At 57.6% G+C, this 17,589-nt stretch carries 8 protein-coding genes and 1 tRNA gene; 8 read left to right on the top strand and 1 reads right to left on the bottom strand.

Going from position 1 to position 17,589, the window contains the following annotated elements:
- Positions 1 to 32 precede the first annotated feature (32 nt).
- The 7 genes from M1617_05035 (at position 33) to M1617_05005 (ending at position 15,915) form a co-directional block, all read left to right on the top strand.
- A tRNA-Ser gene (locus M1617_05035) sits at positions 33 to 125 on the top strand.
- A 95-nt stretch (positions 126 to 220) separates the two neighbouring features.
- Positions 221 to 2,320, top strand: a complete 2,100-nt coding sequence (locus M1617_05030) for a hypothetical protein (protein MCL5887653.1) — start codon at positions 221 to 223, stop codon at positions 2,318 to 2,320.
- Between the two features lie 361 nt (positions 2,321 to 2,681).
- On the top strand, positions 2,682 to 4,667 hold the full coding sequence (locus tag M1617_05025) for a DUF3883 domain-containing protein (protein ID MCL5887652.1): 1,986 nt from the start codon (positions 2,682 to 2,684) through the stop codon (positions 4,665 to 4,667).
- Positions 4,668 to 5,291: 624 nt separating this feature from the next.
- Positions 5,292 to 8,156 carry an ATP-binding protein gene (locus M1617_05020; protein MCL5887651.1) on the top strand — a complete coding sequence of 955 codons (2,865 nt, stop codon included), beginning with the start codon at positions 5,292 to 5,294 and terminating at the stop codon, positions 8,154 to 8,156.
- 353 nt (positions 8,157 to 8,509) lie between these two features.
- On the top strand, positions 8,510 to 11,803 hold the full coding sequence (locus M1617_05015) for an Eco57I restriction-modification methylase domain-containing protein (protein ID MCL5887650.1): 3,294 nt from the start codon (positions 8,510 to 8,512) through the stop codon (positions 11,801 to 11,803).
- A complete protein-coding gene (locus M1617_05010) occupies positions 11,796 to 15,326 on the top strand; it encodes a phospholipase D-like domain-containing protein (GenBank protein ID MCL5887649.1) in 3,531 nt (1,176 codons plus the stop codon). The genes M1617_05015 and M1617_05010 overlap by 8 nt, the downstream gene beginning before the upstream one ends.
- Positions 15,327 to 15,483: 157 nt before the next feature.
- Complete coding sequence (locus M1617_05005) at positions 15,484 to 15,915, top strand: hypothetical protein (protein MCL5887648.1); 432 nt, start codon at positions 15,484 to 15,486, stop codon at positions 15,913 to 15,915.
- A gap of 52 nt (positions 15,916 to 15,967) precedes the next feature.
- On the opposite strand, the gene M1617_05000 is transcribed toward M1617_05005, so the two are convergent.
- On the bottom strand, positions 15,968 to 16,573 hold the full coding sequence (locus M1617_05000; protein ID MCL5887647.1) for a hypothetical protein: 606 nt from the start codon (positions 16,571 to 16,573) through the stop codon (positions 15,968 to 15,970).
- Positions 16,574 to 16,673: 100 nt separating this feature from the next.
- Between M1617_05000 and M1617_04995 the strand changes: the two genes are divergently transcribed.
- On the top strand, positions 16,674 to 17,589 hold a 916-nt coding region (locus M1617_04995; protein MCL5887646.1), incomplete at its 3' end, for a hypothetical protein.

The raw sequence follows: 17,589 nt of genomic DNA, 5'->3' as shown, positions 1-17,589 counted from the left end.
CCCGCCGCCCTCGCGCGGCGCTATCACCTCGCGGAGAGGTGGCAGAGTGGTTGAATGCGGCGGTCTCGAAAACCGTTATGCGGGTATCCCCCGCATCGAGGGTTCGAATCCCTCCCTCTCCGCCAGCAGGGTTCGAGCCCGGTCGATGTCGGGGTGGGGGATCCACAGCCGAAAATCTTGCCTGAATGCCGTCGCAACATCTCGTGCTTAGGAGTAGCGGATGGATAACAGCGGTAGGGATGTAGAGGCCACTGATCGCAAGCTAGGCGCCGAGGTTGCGAGAATTATGTACGATCAATGGGCGCAATGGAACTCGGAAATCCTCCTTGAGAGGCAGTTCGAGCCCTCCTTCGCCGCAGCATTCATCGACGAGTTCAGTGCAGTTCAGTCAGAGCGGGCGGGGTCCGTCGATCGAGTGAGCTCAAAGCGTGCCGGCATGAGTGCGGGCCAGCTGACCGAGGAGCCGTACCGCGGGATACTGGAGGTGCTCCAGAATGCCGAGGACGAATCAGCCACCTATCTGGTAGTGGCCTTACGGCGCAAAGGGAGCCGCAAGGAGCTAATTTTCGTTCATGACGGCACCCGCGTTGGGGCCAGGAGTGTAGTAGCGATGACGAGCGCCTACTTGTCACTGAAAGAGGACGATGCAGCAGCGATCGGCAAGTTCGGAATCGGCCTGAAAACTTTACAGCGACTTGGTCGAGAAATGGAGGTGCATTGCGCTCCGTATCACTGGGCTGTTGTTGGCGGCGATGCAAGGCGAGTCGACGCCTCCCCAGACATTGATGATCTGTATGTCAACGATTCTGGACAAACGATGATTATGCTTCGTCTCGACAATGGACACGAGGCGGATGAATTGTACGAGTGGTTCAAGAGCACGGATGCAAGGTCTCTTCTGTTCTTGAACAACATAAAGACTCTCGAATACCGAGAACTCGGTCGACAGCCACGAACTCTGGTGCGATCGCTGGCAGTTGCCCATGAAGCCAGTTATGAGATTCAAGTCGGCCAACGTTGGGTCACCTGCATCGACTCTACTCTTGAATCGGAAGACGGACAGTCTTGGCGGCGCTATACGGTTGATCTGCCGGTGGGTAAAGGACTTGCTCGCCGCTACAAGGCCGTCGGGGACACCGTGTCACTTGGACTGGCGGTGTCGCAGGATACCCAGCCGGGCCTCCTTTTCTCCGGGCTACCAACGGGAAAGGGCATCGGGCTTCCGTTCGACCTCGGCGGGCCATACGAGTCAGATGTGTCACGAGAAAGAGTTGATGCGAGTAGCTCATGGAACAATTGGTTGCTGGAGGAATCTCGCAAGTTTGCTCAGGCCCTAGCGATACGCGCCCTGCACGAGGATCCAAGGAGTGCTTGGCCGTTGATTGGCACCAGGACCGACCTCGATGCGATTGTACCTGGTAGCTGGCTTTCTGATCGCATGACCAAGTTCGTCGAAGATCAGCAGCGGGCCGTGGCTGGTGCGAAACTGCGAATCAACCAACAAGAGGTGCGGTTGCGCGATGTCGTATTCGAGTCTGAAAGTCTTTCCGGAGTCTTGAGTGACGCTGATATCGAGACAGTGCGACCGGAATCTCATGCGCTGCCGAAGAAATACCGCGACGCCGGGCGCTGGCGCGATGTGTTGCTTGATATGTTAGATGACCCTCAGGTTGGAGTCGCTGAAGCTATTGCTCTGTTCGATGCCGAGAGTGGGGCAACGCAGGAGCCTTCGTGGTTCGTAGGCCTCGGAGCTGCCGCGGTAGAGTTTGGTGCAGGCGACGCCCTCTTTAAGCACAATTCAATAATGTGTGCTGATGGAGACCGCGTCACGCCGTGCAAAGACGGGCAGGGGTTGCTGCTTGTCTCAAGAGGACTAGCGGACACAGATTTGGTGGCTCGCCTCTCGCTTGCTAGACAGATTCACCCGGCATTCACCTCTGAAAATCGGGCTGCTGAGACGGTTAGATTGTTCTTGATCAAACATGGAGCCTTTGCGGAAGTGCACTGCGCAGACGCTGTTCTCAGAGCGCTTGCGGGCCGCGTCGATGAACCAATCGCTTTGAACCCGGAGGATTTGAACGAACTGGCCGGGTTCCTTGCCGAAGCATCAGCAGAAACCGTTGCGGCTGTATCAGGTAAGTTGGGGCTAGCAGTCACTGTTGATGGTTACGAGTGGATTGATGGAGAGAGGGCATACGGCGCAGTTCTTCCAGCTAAAGCCTATCTTCCTGCGGCGATGGATGTCCCGAACGGCTGGGTGGCCGCAGCGGGAACTACCGAGGGGATTCGCTGGGTACACCCGAAGTACAAAATCAATTAAGGGGGAGGGAGAGATTGGCCCTCGCAAGCTGTTCAAGATATTGGGGGCAGAGATAGCACCCAGACTGCAGAAACCAGTTGCGTTTACAAATGGGCAAGGTCAATCCCTATTTCGTTTGGGCGAGCACAGTCTTCCTAGACTATGGCACCTAGAACTGGATCAGCTTGAGGCCACCTCCGGCCATAGACCTCTGGCTTTGTATGATGACTGGGGTAGCCCGGATCTCATAGCAGTTGCTTTGGATATTCAACAGGAAGACGTTAACAGCAACCGCCGAGCACGGGTGAAGGCACTGATGCGGACGCTTGAAGGAAGTTGGACAAGGCTGTATGAGAGCGCCAGCCACAGCAGGGCAGCATACATGTATTACAAGTGGTATCCCGCAGGGTCCATGTCGACCCGATGGGTCGCGGAGTTGGCGGATATCGAGTGGCTGTCGGACTGTGCCAAGCCATCAAAACCGTTGGCACCGGTAGAAGGGCGGATCCGGAGCGACGCAAACGCATCGCTCTACGGAGATGGCGGGGAAGCCTATGTGAGGGAGCTTGGCCCCGAAGACGCTGATAGCCCGGTCGTGAAGGCTCTGGGGATTCGAGGACTCCCTCGTGCCAGCGAACATATGGATGAGCTTCGCGCCTTGAATGAATCGCAGAAGAAGATTGGCTGGAGCGATGTAGCACATCACTACATGGCACTTGCCGGCATGTGTCCCGAGAAATCAAGCCCGAAGGCCGCAATCGATGACGTCCCGGTAGAGCAGTTGCGGAGAGAGTTCTCGAAGTACAAGCTACTGTGGTGTGATGACTGGGTTTCGCCAGCGGAAGCGTTTCGCGGCGATCCACTGTTTCCTAAGAATCCTTTCGTGGTCGAGGCACCAGAATACACGCGCTTGTGGGAGTTACTGGAGATCAAGCACCCAACGGCTTCGGATTGTGTTCGGCATCTACGAGCATGGGCACAAGATGCGCCTCAAGAAAGTCGGGGCCAGCAGCTCTTGGATACGTACCGCACCCTAGCGAAGCTGGCAGGGAACCTCTCAGCGCGCGAACGCTCACACTTGAAGAGGCTTCCAGTGTGGACTGAGGCCGGCTGGACAGCTACTCGACCGGTTTACTATGCGCTATCCGGGTCATTTTCCCGCACTCTTTCCTCTAGTGGTGTTCCAATGTGGGTTCCGCCGGGGGCGCTACATTGCTTTGACAGTCTTCCGGAGTATCTTGGACTTGAACTGGTTTCGCCCGAGTCGTTTGCGGTCGAATCAAGTGATGCTTCTGACGTGTTTGATTCTTGGGCTCCAGAGATATTTCCGCTCGCCGTTGGCCACATGCGAGAGTTTGTCGCCAAGGCGATGCCTGACGTCTACACCAAAATAGATGACGCAATGTGGCTGGCACTGGAGGGTGCAGTGGTTGAGATGGTCCCTGAACTGATTCTGCGAGGGAAAATTGGAGCAAAGTTATTACGAGTAGAGTCTGACATATTCTTGGATCGAAGGACGATGACGTTCTATTTCAGGTCAAGTGATCAGATCGGCAGAAGCGAGCAAGGGGGTGATCTCGTCGCGGAGGCGTGCGACCTAGGTCCGAGTGACAGGCTCCAATTGTCTTTGGCGTGGGCGGAGTCATGGCGTCGAGCGTCGGACGGTCAAGGGCCGTCTCAACTCGTATTCCGTAGGCGGACACCTGAGTACGCCGAAGGAGAACCCGTGCCGATATCGCGGCCTTCCCAAACCCCAGTCGCACGCAAGAAGGGGGTCAAACAAAAAACCAATACGGCAGTATCGACGACGCGTACCCTAGTAGATGTTGAAGCATTGGCTCCGCGGGTAATCAGGGACGCTGGCGAGCCCACGCCTGGCGGTTTGGTCAGGGATCCAGGAACCACAATTGTCGAGAGTCCGCGGGCTGCCGTCACGCATAGAGCAGAATCTGCGGCGACTGATCGGAAGAGTGCACCCAGCTACACATTGAGAGATCAAGAAGATGTCGGCATGGAGATAGTGGAAAGAGTTCTGGCCGATCGAGGGATAGAGATTGAGGACACTAGAAGCCAGCCCACTGGGGCAGATGCAATAGGCACTGATGGACGCTACTACGAACTGAAGGTTCATAGCGGTCTCGCGCAGGGCGCACTGAATTTTACCCGGGCCGAGGTCTTCCAAGCACAAACATTGGGGGAAAACTATGTGCTCGTGGTGGTCGAAAATGTGGAGTCCGGTGGGGCTGATCCCAGAGTGACATTTATCCCGAACCCTCTGGGTGTCCTGAAGGTGCATCCGCGCGGAAGGATCGAGCTAACCGGGTATGACAGTGAAGCTTTTGAGCAAGTCGAGCTAGTGCGCTCGTAGAAGGTCACCTTCAGCCGATCCGTCTGTGCATTACTTCGTATGTCGCTAGTTAGGCGGATTCAGCTCCGGGTCTACTAGATTGAAATCGGGGCACAGGGGTAGACTTGGTGTAGCGAATTGAGGGAGGTTTGCAGATTGCTGCTGGAGTCACGCTATAACCAGATAGTCGACGCAATCCGGAGACATTCGTTCAACAGAGAACACTTCGAGCGAATGGCCGTTTGCCTGACCAACGATTCCGGATTGTCCGTCCGGCCCGTCACCGGGGGCTCCGACGCCGGGTTCGATGGTGCCATCAGCCAACCCAATTGCGAACCGGGCCCTCTTGTTGTGACGACTCAGCAGGATGTCATCGGGAATTTGACTCGTAGCCTCACGCGAGTAATCAAGGAGCGGCCGAAGGCGGCCCGCACAACCGCGCTGGTCACCAGTCGCAGACTAAGCGAACTTAAGCAGAACAACCTTCGAGAGCGTGCTCGAAGCCTCGGGTTCATCTTGACGGACATTTTCGAAGAGGCTGCGGTATGCGAGTACCTGTATAGACACAGTGACTGGTCCAGATCGCTGCTCCAAGTGACAGGAGACCTGTCGGCCCTATCCGTCTATCCTGCCTCAAGGCGATTTTTGCATGACATTCAGGTGCTTCATCGTTCCGAGGAACTCGAATGGCTAAAGTCACTAAAGGGAGACGCACTGCTTTCTGGTCCGCCTGGCTCAGGGAAGACTTCGCTGCTGCGGTGCCTTGCGCTGGAAGGTTTCGGGCTCTTCGCCACGACGTCCGATGCCGCGCGCATCATTGTCGCAATCCGCGAGATCGCTCCCCGTTTCGTGTTTGTGGATGACATAGAGGGCTCCGCTTCACTGTGTGCTGAGCTCGTCAGGGCAAGAAGCGAGCTCTACGCTGAGTTCTGTGTGGTCGCGACGACGTGGGGCGGGAACCTGCAGCTGATGCAGACTCTGGGGCTGGTCGAGGGAGAAGTTCTGGTACTGGAGCAACTATCGCTGGAGCAGATGGTGGATGTGGTGCACGCCACAGGTCTCACCGGACCCGACGTACTTGTGGATGACGTAGTCAAACAGGCTGAGGGACTGCCGGGTCTAGCCGTGTCGCTTGCAGTCGCTTGCTTGCGCGGCAGCGTCAGAGATGTGCTGACCGGGGCTGCAATCGCACGCGAGTTCTACTCCGCTCTCGAACGACTGTTTGGTGAATATGAGCAGGCTGCCCTGATGCTGGCGGGCCTGTCTGTAGGTGGCGGGAAAGGAATGCGTCTCTCACCTGTGTCCGAACTTACTGGAATCTCACAGACTGAGATGCACAAGCTGCTGCGTAGTCTTCTCAGAGAGCTGGCCGCCAGTGGATTCATTTTGCCTTTGCGCAACGATTTGTGGACGGTGAGGCCGCACCGGCTCAGATCGGTTTTGATTCGAGATATGCTCCTCTCCCCTCCATCACTTGACATAGAGCCGCTGCTGTCGTCGGTTCCGTCCCGAGCGACCGCAATACGAGAGGTAATCGGAGCTGTGGCTGTGGGTGCCCAAGCCGACAGGCTTCGTGAGTGGGTAGAGTCAGTGCCGGATTCAAGAGTCCTCGCTGAGTATGCCTGGCTCGGCTCGTCAGAGAGCGGCTGGGTGTTAGAGAAATACCCCGACAGGGTCACAGAATTTGCTGGAGCGACCCTCCACTTCGTTCCAGATGCTGCAATACCCGCCCTGCTGTCTTTGGCTGCTGGTGATGACCGACCCACCAACGCCTATCCCGAGCACCCTCTGAGACTGCTGCAGGAGTGGGCGAACCCTGTCCCAGAGCAGGGAGTCACGCCGCTGAAGCGAAAGCACACTCTAATCGAACAATCCAAGGAGTGGCTCGGACGAGTGCCGGAGGGCACTGACACTGCGTTCAACGCTTTTGCTACCGCCTTGTCGACAGAGTTCAGAGGCGGCCGTTTGTCTCCCGGCGATGGCCGTAGACTCGTCATTACATGGGGGATCTACTCTTCTGAACAGATTGGTAAGATCTGCGAGTACTGGCGTGAACTCGTTCCCTTCCTACGATCACTCGATCATCCGAACTGGGTGCCGCTCGTTGACGCTCTGCACAGCATCGCGTGCCCACAACAGGTCAATGGCGATACGCAAGCGGCAAAAGCAGCATCTCGTGAACTGGCGGAGAACATGGTCCGCGACATATCCGCAATGGCCGCGAACAACCCAGGAATTCTGAGCAGGCTAAGCACCTTGTCTGAGCGAGCCGAGCTTGATGTCGATGTCCAAGTGGATCAGGAGTTCGAAACCCTTTTCGGCGACGGACGTCACGGCAAGGAATGGAGAGAAGAGGAAAAGCGGATTGAGAAGGAAGTGGAGAGACTTGCTTCGGTTTGGCTAGAGAGGGGTCCTAGTTGGGCTATGGCAAGGATGAAGTCCCTTCTCGTATCGAATGAGAGTGCAGGTAAGGCGGCCGATCGGACGCCTGGCCTTTGTGGACGCCTTGCGGAGTCAACGACTGAGCCTACCGCTTGGCTACGATCAGCGGTTGAAGCTGACCTACCTTCACGTTGCGTGTCTCCGTTCCTAGTTAGGGTTGTGGAACGGGAGGGTGCTATTCCAGACTCTGTAGTCGAGGAGCTTTGCATGCGTCAGTCTCTTCAGCCTGCGATGGCGTACCTGCTACTTACTGGGCGTCTTGCTGCGGGCAGAGAATTCGAACGCGTGTTGGACTTCCTCCCTAACTACACGAGCCTCGTGGATTTGCATGCAGTGCGGGGCGAAATAAGCGAGGATGTGCTCGGAATCCTTCTAGATTCGCCGTCATCCGCCATTCGCCAGGCAGCTGCCATCGGCTCATGGAAAGACGATGAACGCGGCTTCTCCCACGAAGCTCTACGTGAGAAGTGGGAGGAAGCCATTCTCAACTGTCAAGCAGACGACTACTGGCTCGGCGAGATACTTGAATCGGAGCCGGAACTAGCCTTCAGGTGGCTAAAACGAAATCAGAACAGGAAGGGTTCCTCGCGGCTCTTGCGTGGGGATTTCGTGTCATCTATCGCGGCTCGGCTTACACAGCGGCAACGCATTCAGTTGTTGAAAGCCCTGAAGCCATCTTGGGGCTCTGCGTATATTTGTGCACTGGTGGGCGACAGTACAGAGGTCTATTCCGCCCTGCTCAATCTCGAGCATCTTGGGCGTCACAGATTAGACCCCTTTGTTCGACGACCTGATGAGACGTGGACCGCGTTCGTTGAGATCGCGGTTTCTTTCGGGTTGAGTACCAGCGACATCGCTCAGGCTGCACTCGGTGGCCTGCGTTGCGAGAGCGGTCCTGTGTCCCAGATGTGGCTTGCACTGGCTTCTGAGTTTCAGGCCTTCGCGAATCACCAGCGGGTTGAGGTTCGCAACGTGACTCAGCAATGCCTGCAATGGCTACAATCCCAAATTGACTGTGCCATTCAGGCAGAACGCCACGAGTCTGTGTACGGGCTGGACGTGGATTGAGCAATCCCGGACTTGGGGATACTTGATGATTCTCATCAGAAGCAGCCCGTGGAGTGCCAAAGAACACCCACGAGCAACCTAAGCGGAGAGAACTCGAGTCATCTATACTGATGTCGTGTCAGTGTTCGAGGGACGACGCCTATCCACCTGCCATGATGTAGTTTCACGGGAGGACTCTTTTGAGCGGTCGCGAAGTATTGAGACAAGGCCTTGAGGTAGCGGCACGCGGTGATTGGAGTGCATTGTCGGAAGCCCTCGGCCTCACGCCCATCGCGGCCCCCATCGACTTTGCTTCCGATTCGAACAGCAAGATCGGTTCGCGAATCGCTGGTGTCGCATCCAGTCTTCATCGTGTGAGCGCTAGCGACCAAGATGCCGCGAGGGCAGCGTTATGGGTCGCAACGATTCCGGAGTGGGGCGATCGTCCGGCTGCGAGGGAGCGAGCGCGTCGACGAAGCGCGAAGGCTCTCGTTGAACTAGCTCCGGCCGGTGATCGTAATATCCTGATTGTGCTGACATCTCCAGATAGTGATGACATCGAGCTCATCCTGCCAAGGCAGCGATCCAACGGCACACTCGGTACGATTCGCGCAATCGTCTCACGAACAAGCCCGAATCGCCATCACCTGGAGATGCTCGAGGCATTAGTGCTTTCCCCGGACATGGGGACTGCGGCAATCGCGCGCCGATGGAGTGATGCATTCAGCGTCGAGCGTGTGACCGATGCATTCTACAGGGAGTTCCGCCTTCTTCGCGACCGCTTCGTGGAGACGCTCGGCAACTCGAATCCCGACCATCCTCTTCTCGACCCCGGCAACGATGAAGCTAAGCTGGCGGATCTGCGACGTTTCGTTACTCGCAATATGGGAAGAGTGCTTTTCCTCTGGTTCATCCAAGCCAAGGGTTGGCTCAATGAAGACAGTGCATACCTTACTAATCTCTATCACCGAACGGTCGCAACGCACCGGAACTACTTCATCGAGGCGCTACTGCCTCTATTCTTCGACACCCTTGCCGTCGAAACAGCGCGCAGAACACCCAAACCGGTAGACCTTGGCAAAATCCCATACCTCAACGGTGGACTCTTCGTCCCGACAGCGTTCGAAGACCGGCTCTACGGAGAGGAACGTCAACGCATCGACATCGTCATCCCGAACGAACTCTTCGACTCCCGCACGCACGACGGCAAGCAACCAACGCTGCTCGGGCTACTGTCGAGCTATCGTTTCACCACCCAAGAGTCGACACCGGACGACCTGTCGGTCGACCCGGACCCGGAACTTTTGGGCAAGGTTTTCGAGAACCTCCTTGAAGACCGGAAGAAGACAGGCACCTTCTACACACCGCGAGAGATCGTGCGGTTCATGTGCCGAGAAGCGCTCGATGGCTTTCTGGTCGAGCGTACAGGGGTCACGCGCGAAACTCTGGGGCGGCTGCGACTCGAGGCCATCGATCCGGAGGCTACCGACACTCACCTATCCGTCTCCGAGCGAACGGGCCTCCAGAAGGCCCTGCTGTCAGTTAAGGTCTGTGATCCGGCAGTGGGCTCCGGGGCATTTCCGGTGGGCATGTTGCAGGAGATCGTACAACTGCTGATAGGAATCGAACAGAGCGCCGACGTGCATGTACATGTGGGTGGCCAGAAGGTGGCCGAGTGGAAGGAAGAAGTCATCACCAACTGCCTCTACGGGGTGGACATCAACCCCGAGGCGGTGGAGATTTGTCAGCTACGGCTGTGGCTCTCGATGGTGGTCGACGCCGAGCGACCCGTTCCACTACCCAATCTCGACTTCCGCTTCGAGGCAGGAGACAGTCTCGTTGACCGAGTGGGCAAGACGAGCCTGCGTGAAACCTTGCCCCGCGAAGCCAGCCAGGGTGCGATGTTGTTCGATGAGCTGGGCACCATCGAGAGCGAACTGGATGACTTGCGCTCCGAGTACACGACAATAAGGGATTCGGTCCGGGTACGCGCGCTGAGGAGCGACATCAAGGCCAAACAGCTGGAGCTGGTCGAGAAGCTGATATCTGAGAAGCTCGACGGGGTCAAGCAGGTGCTTTCTAATAAGAATGCGCACATCGACAAACTCAAGAGAGCTGGGGCTGGCACTCCCGACCTCAGGAAAGACGCACAGAAGGCAGCCGTGTACGTCGAGCAGATCGAGCAACTGCGGGCGGCGCTTGCCGGGTTGTCCCCGGATGCGCATTACAAGAAGCCTTTCCTGTGGCCCGTGGAGTTTCCAGAGATCTTCGAGCAGGGCGGTTTCGATATCGTGATAGCCAACCCGCCCTATGTCCGTCAAGAGAAACTCGCTGCTCTCGACCAGGAGACTTATGCACTCAGTTTCTCCGAGGTGCATACAGGCACGGCAGATCTGTACGTCTACTTCTTTGCGCGGGCCCTGCAATTACTCAAGGACGGGGGTCACCTCGCTTTCATAACTAGCAACAAGTTCCATCGGGCGGCTTATGGAGAGGGCCTTAGGGGGATACTGCCGAGGACACTTCAGGTCGAGCACTTGATCGACTTCGGCGACCTTGCGGTATTTGGTGCGATCGCCTATCCAGCGGTACTTATTGGACAAAAGGGAACACCCGATTTCGAGGCCACGCCCTCTGTCGCGCAACTGACCCACCCCGTTCGGCGGGCACTTGTTGAAGTTGGAGCTTCTGAGAGCGTTTCAAGCGTCCGCGAGCAGCTCGATAATCTCGATGACCTGCTTGAGCGAAACAAAATCGAGGGTTTCCCGCAGGCGCTCTTGCGCAAGGAAGGCTGGGTACTCGAGGATCCCAAACTGGTGCGCCTCTTTGACCGCATAGTGGCGATGGGAACACCGCTGGGCGAGTTCGTTCAAGGGAGGATGTACAGAGGTGTGCTAACCGGTCTCAACGAGGCTTTCGTCATCGACGAGGCCAAGCGCGCCGAACTCATCGCAGCCGACCCTCGTAGTGCGGAGATCATCAAGCCTTGGCTTCGCGGTCGTGACATCAAGCGCTGGAAGCCCGAATGGGCCGGGCTATATCTGATTGCAATTCAGAGTTCGAGTGATGCTGATTGCTCGCACCCGTGGAAGAATGCCAGCACCGAAAAGAATGCACGTCTGATCTTTGCGGACGTCTACCCTGCGCTACACCAGCACATGTCAGCGTTTGAGGACCGGTTACGACCACGCTCAGATCAAGGGCGTTGGTGGTGGGAGCTGCGATCGTGCACTTACTACAAGGAGTTCGAGCAGCCGAAGGTCGTGTGGGGCAACCTTGCTATGCGTAGCAAATTCTCATGGGACGAAGCAGGCGCCTATGTAGGTGCACCATCAAACCTGCTCACTAGTCCACCGAAATGGCTGATTTCGGTACTGAACTCGACGGTACTCGATTTTGTTTACCCCTGGCTGACGGTTGAGCGTAGTGGTGGATATCAGGAATTCAAGATTGGCTATATTGAGGGGGCTCCTATAGTAACCCCAACCGTTGAACAAGCCACTCGTCTCGTCAGTCTTGGCAGTTCGGACCCGAGCAATACTCAGCTCGAGTTGGACGCTATCGTTGCGGAAATGTACGGGGTGTCCGAATCCGAGCTGAGCTGCATTCGGAGTTGGCTGTACGAGCGGGAATCAATCTCGCGGAATCTGGAGCCATCACATGACTGACGTCCGCCGGTTCATAGCCAACGACGAAATCACCGGCACGATGCTCTCGGAGCTTGTCCGAGCTTTCAGCGAGGTGCGCCCTGACAGCGTCCGGATTGCCACCGCCTACTTCACCCCTGATGGATTCCGCGAGATCCAACCGGGACTCCAGGGCGCAGGGGAGGTTCGCATTCTTCTTGGTGAGCGACCGTTCATGAGAAGACGTGGTCCCGGCGAGTTGTTGTCGGGTATGTCGGAGGACTCGGATCACGCCGGACCCCTCGAGGCGATTGATTGGTTCGAGTTTCTTGAGGGTGACCTACCTTGGGTGTTGATGACTCATGATCAAAGGAAGCGCCTGCTGGATGAGGAGGGCGAGGAGAGCTACGAAGCGCGCCGGGAGTTCGATCTTTCCGCGTGGCAGAAGGTCCAGGAGTTGGTGCGATTCCTGTCACGACCGGATGTTGAGGTACGCCGCTACCTCGGCCCGGCTACTGGCACGGTACCGGACGGTGAGGTCCTCTCGGCAGATACATCAGAGCGACTTCACGCTAAAGCCTACATCCTGCGCGAAGAGAGTGCTGCTTATGGCGCTGTCGGGAGCAGTAACCTGACCAAAGGCGGATTGCAGAACAACATTGAGGCCAACCTCATCACGATGGAAACCGGCGTAGTCGATGAGCTCGAGGCCTGGTTCGACCGGAAGTGGGACGAATCCCAGGACTGCAAGGCCGAGTTCATCCACCTGCTTGAGGAATGCGTTCTATTCGGGCGACGCTTCACGCCGTGGCATGTGTTCCTCAAGGCCCTGCACGCGGCATACGGGAATTTCCTCGGGATTGGCCTTGATGAGGAGGTGGCGGGGAGGCTCGCGCTATTTCAGCAGGAGGGCGTGGCCCGCGCCATTGAGTTGCTAGAGAGGCACTGGGGTGCGATGGTGTGTGATTCGGTGGGCCTCGGCAAGACTTTCATCGGCCTCGGTGTACTTCGTGAATACACGCTACGCAAGAGCAACCGGGTAAAGGCTCTCGTGGTCTGCCCCGCCCAACTTGAGGGCAACTGGTCTGCGGAGAGACTGCACGCAAACGGTGTCTTCGGCGAGACTGTCAGCATGGAATATCTGCCTCAACTCGCGGACATCGACGAGATCGAGGATGATCTGGAGCGGGAGCGGCGGCGTCGCAAGCTTAGAAGGCTTCAGGATTGCGACATCGTGCTAGTAGATGAAAGTCACAACTTCCGCAACCGCGGCACAAAGCGCTACCGGGCACTAATGGAGATCATCCGGGCGGGAGCCAAGCCGGACAAGCGTGTACTGCTGTTGACCGCGACGCCCATCAACAACACGCTGTGGGACCTGTATCACCAGCTCATGCTGATCACTCGTGGCGATAACAGTTGGTATGCAGGGCGTGGCCCAGTGGGCAACCTAGAAGGTGAGTTCCGTGCGCTCGAGAAGACAGGCGGCGGTCCGGGTCTTCTCAACACCATGCTGCTGACACTCGTTCGACGGACCCGCCATGACATCAGGCAGCGGCAGGAGGCGGGGGAGCCTCTTGAGGTTGATGGTCGCCCACTCGAGTTCCCGGAGCACGAGATTCCAAGGGCGGTCACTTACGGACTAGAAGAGTTGTATGGCGATGTGTACTCGCAGGTCATCAAGGCGATCGAGTCACTGAACTTCGCTGTCTACAACCTTGAAGCCTATGGAATAGAGCGCCCCGGGGCCAAGAGCCCCGAAACCAAAAACGTCCTCGAGCGCAATAACGCGTACATCGGCATCGTTCGCACGATCTATCTCAAGCGGATGGAGAGCTCGGTGGCGGCGTTGATGGCTACCTTGCGCAATCAGGTAGATTACCTCGATCTGTTCCTTTCCTTCCTGGATCAGGGGAAGGTGCTGTTCGCCAAGGAGCGGGATAGGCTTCGGGTGCTGCTCGGCGGGGGCCTAGACGATGAAGCATTGGAAGCAGCCGACGCCAGTGAAAATGTCAAGTCCTTGCTCGATTCGCTTCAGCAGGTTGACGCTGCTAAATGTGACGTCAGCGAAGTATCCCAAGCCGTGCGTGCCGATCGTGACGCACTTCGAGGTCTGCTACAGGCACTTGAGGGTCTTGAGGCGGCAGATCCGGAGAAGGATCCTAAGGTCGCCGCCCTGCGAGCAGTAATCGATGGACTGCCTGCGCTTGATGACAACGGGGTACCTGTAAAAGTAGTCGTGTTCACTAACTACAGGGACACGGCTATGCACCTGTTCAAGGCATTTGGAGGGGCGGCTGGCGGATTGAAGGGCGAGGTTCGAGCGGCCGCAAACCTGTCTGGCGAGAGATGGATATCACTATTGACGGGCTCTGACGATAAGAAGCGTCGCGCCCAGGTGCTGGCTCACTTTGCGCCGCTGGCAGCTCTCCGCGAAGACCGCGACATCGACGATCCGGAGCTCGCGGCGGAGATCGCACCCTTCCGCGAAAGGGGAATCGACGTCCTCATTGCGACCGATGTACTGAGTGAGGGGCAGAATCTGCAGGACGCACAGTACCTCATCAACTACGATCTTCACTGGAACCCCGTTCGGATGATTCAGCGAGCTGGTCGCATCGACCGCCTGTTCTCTCCGCATGAGCGGGTCTACTTCTACAATGTCATGCCTGAGAAGGGTCTTGAGGATCTGCTCAAGCTCGTGAAGCGGCTGTCGTCGAAGGTCAAGAAGATCGATGCAACACTCGGCCTGGACGCCTCAGTGCTTGGGGAAGTGATCGAAGCCAAAGCACTTGATGACCTCATGCGCATCCAGCAGGGGGGCAGTGAGGCTGACGCTGTGTATCTAGAAGGGGAGCGCAGAGCCGAGTTCGACGACGCGCTCGATCAACTTCGTTCGTACATCGATCTGGTGAAATCGCTGGGGACTCAGGATGTCAGGAGCCTTCCCGACGGCATCCATAGCATCCGCTACGGCGAGGAACCTGGAGTGTTTCTGCAGCTCAAGATGCCGGAAGAGTATGGCGGTGAGGTTTTCTGGCGATTCTATCCGGCAGACGCATCGCCCGCGATTTCCTCGGCAATCGAGGCAGCGAGCCGAATCGCTTGCGAGCCTGGAGATGAGCGCGCGGAGCTGGGGCTCGACGACAATCCGTTCCAGCATCTGATTGAGCCACTCAAGACCGCGATCGCGGAGCTTGGGCAAGAGTATCAGCGACGGATGAGCGCGCAGGATCCTGGCGAGCTTGTGCGGCTCATCAGGCTGCGGTTGAGCAATCCAGAAGTGCAAGAGCGTCTCGGCGACCTCACCGACACCCTGTTCGACTGGTGCAATCAGCCTCATCCAAGCGATCTACTGAAGCGCGAAGACAGCGTCGCGGAGGCCTACAGGGCACTGAAGGTAGCGGGGACTGATGCGGGAGTGACCGCAGAGTCACTGGAGCGATTATGGCTCGAGTTGGAGGCTAAGGGTCTCGACAGGCCCCTGCCGCGGCCAACAAGCAGAGCGCCCAGCGAGCGGGATTTGCAGCTTGTGTGCTGGGAGCTCGTGATCCCGCAACGGTAGGGGGGGGTCGACGTGCGCCCCAATGTCAGGGGCCTAGAGTAAGATACGGGTATGCCTTAGGGGCAGCCACGGAGGGTGAGCTCAAGAGCGGTGTCATCGACAACAATGTTGTGGCGAGAATCACTCTCAGGGGCCTTCAGATGACGGGAGGACTATTGTGAACCTGATGGTCATCTTGAGCGCAGGGGTATTCTTGTACGCTGTTTGGCTTTGGGTATCTTCCGGATTCGACAGCAGTGTGTTTGACGGGGTCGCAGGTCAGCCCGGTGAGCGTTTCCTGTGGATCGGGGCGGCGGTAGTTGCCTGGGGCGCCTTCAAGTTGGTGGGCTGGTACAGGACTGAGCGGCAGCATTTGCTGCTTGCCAGACGTCTGGAAGACCGAGCCCGCGTCGAAATCTCTCTACTTGAGCGGTCTTTCATGGCGGGTGAAATCGGGGAAGACGAGTACCTTGCGCAAGTCAAAGAGGTGCTCGGGAGATACTATGTCTTGAATGTCTCCAGAATCAGCCGAGAGCTGGCGCTTCAGATCAAGCAGTACGACGCGCGGATGGCTCGTCAGCGGTTCTTGGCCAAGGAGCGACAAGCCTAGGACGGTGCTCGCTCGCGCTCCCTCTCCGCCAGAAATGCTCACCACGACCCATCTAACCCCCGCCGGTCGTCGCAGCCTCCCACGTTCCGCCGTTGCGTTCGATAGTCTCCCGGGCTTCCTGTTCGCTGATCGGCATCGTCTCGGACGTGCCGATGAAGGTGGTCGGTATTCCCGGGTCAAGCACCCAGGCGTCGGCCTCGTAATCGAACCGCCATATCTTCACGCCGTTGCCGCCAGTCCATAGCACCGTTTGGGACTTCCCGAGGCCCGGGGCGCTGCTGTCGGCGAGCCAATACGGCACCACCGTTCCCATGTCCACGATGGTCTCCGCCCCCTCGGGAATCGGGACGCTATCGGCGTTCGCTTGCATCTGTGCCTTCAAGTCATCCATCGCCCCAAGCCTGGGGTCACTCCACCCCGGGGGTGTCACCCATATACCGCCGTTGCGTTGGATGGTGCCCCTGGCTTGCTGCTCGGTGATCGGCGCGACTAGGGGTGATCCGATGAAGATGCTGTACATCTCCCTGTCCTCGACCCATTCGTTGTATCGGTAGTCGAACCGGTGTATCCCGCTGCCGCCCATCCAAAGCACAGTCCAAGACTCCCCAAGGACAGGGAATTCGTCGGCGAGTTGGTAGTTGGACTTCAAGCCTTTCATGGCACCTTCCACGTAGCCTTTTCGGCAAGTCTACCATCTGCGCGCTTAGGCGCTCGGCGGGTCAATCAAGCGCCCTGAACTCGATGCCGATACACTAAGTATGAAGATGCGCTGGTGGGATTCACAGTCGATCAAGATGAAGATTGCCGTGGCATGCGGCCTCGTACTTGTTGTCGGGGTCGGCGGTATAATGCTCATGCTCCACTGGGCGAGCACTGCCGCCCTCGATACCATGGCCGAGCAGGCGTTCAACGATTCCCAGCGCGCCTTCGACTCACTTGTAGCGCAGGACGTACGAATGATGTCGGCAGTTGCCGACTCGCTTGCATCGAATGACGAGATACGCGAGGTGCTTGAATCGGGCGATAAAGAGCTCATGCTCGCCGCTACGCGCCCGCTGCTGCTTGAACTCAAAGAGCGACACGCTATCACCCACCTTTATCTCATTGATACCGGCGGCACGGTTCTGATGAGGGCACACAAACCCAAAGAGAGCGGTGACGTGCTGCAGCGAGAGACTTTTCGGCAGGCACAACGCACCGGAGAAGTCGCCTCGGGACTCGAGCTGGGAAGGACTGCCTTCGCGCTGCGAGTGGTGCGACCCATGCATGCAGACGACGGGCGACTGATCGGCTATATCGAAATCGCCGAGGAGATCGACCATTTTCTCAACATCGTCACTGAGCGCACCGACAATGAGGTCGCCCTGTTGCTTTCCAAAGAGCGGCTCGACCGCAGTGACTGGTCTGAGATGCGCCGGTTGAGCGGTCAGCCCGACGACTGGGACCTCTACGACGATTACGTGTTGGCGGGTAGCTCAAGTGAGGAACTTGTGGCGTCAGACAGACTTCCTTCCGTGCTTGGAATGGGCGCGGATACGGTTGTCGTTCGCGAGAACGGCGGCGAGGTGACTGTTTCGGGGCTGGTGCCGATCTTCGATATGTCGGGAGATGAGGCCGGTGCACTCCTGTTGGTACACGACGTTACGCCATTCGCGCGGATGCTCGACAATGCCC

It is taken from the genome of Actinomycetota bacterium (assembly GCA_023488435.1).
GTDB lineage: Bacteria > Actinomycetota > Coriobacteriia > Anaerosomatales > UBA912 > UBA912.
The sequence above is the reverse complement of the archived record's forward strand: the minus strand, read 5'-3'. Positions and strand labels throughout refer to the sequence as shown.

Excerpts from the sequence above, each read along its gene's own strand:
- M1617_05030 (MCL5887653.1), top strand. The coding sequence starts at position 221 with ATGGATAACAGCGGTAGGGATGTAGAGGCCACTGATCGCAAGCTAGGC.
- M1617_05025 (MCL5887652.1), top strand. The coding sequence starts at position 2,682 with ATGTATTACAAGTGGTATCCCGCAGGGTCCATGTCGACCCGATGGGTC.
- M1617_05010 (MCL5887649.1), top strand. The coding sequence starts at position 11,796 with ATGACTGACGTCCGCCGGTTCATAGCCAACGACGAAATCACCGGCACG.
- M1617_05000 (MCL5887647.1), bottom strand. The coding sequence starts at position 16,573 with ATGAAAGGCTTGAAGTCCAACTACCAACTCGCCGACGAATTCCCTGTC.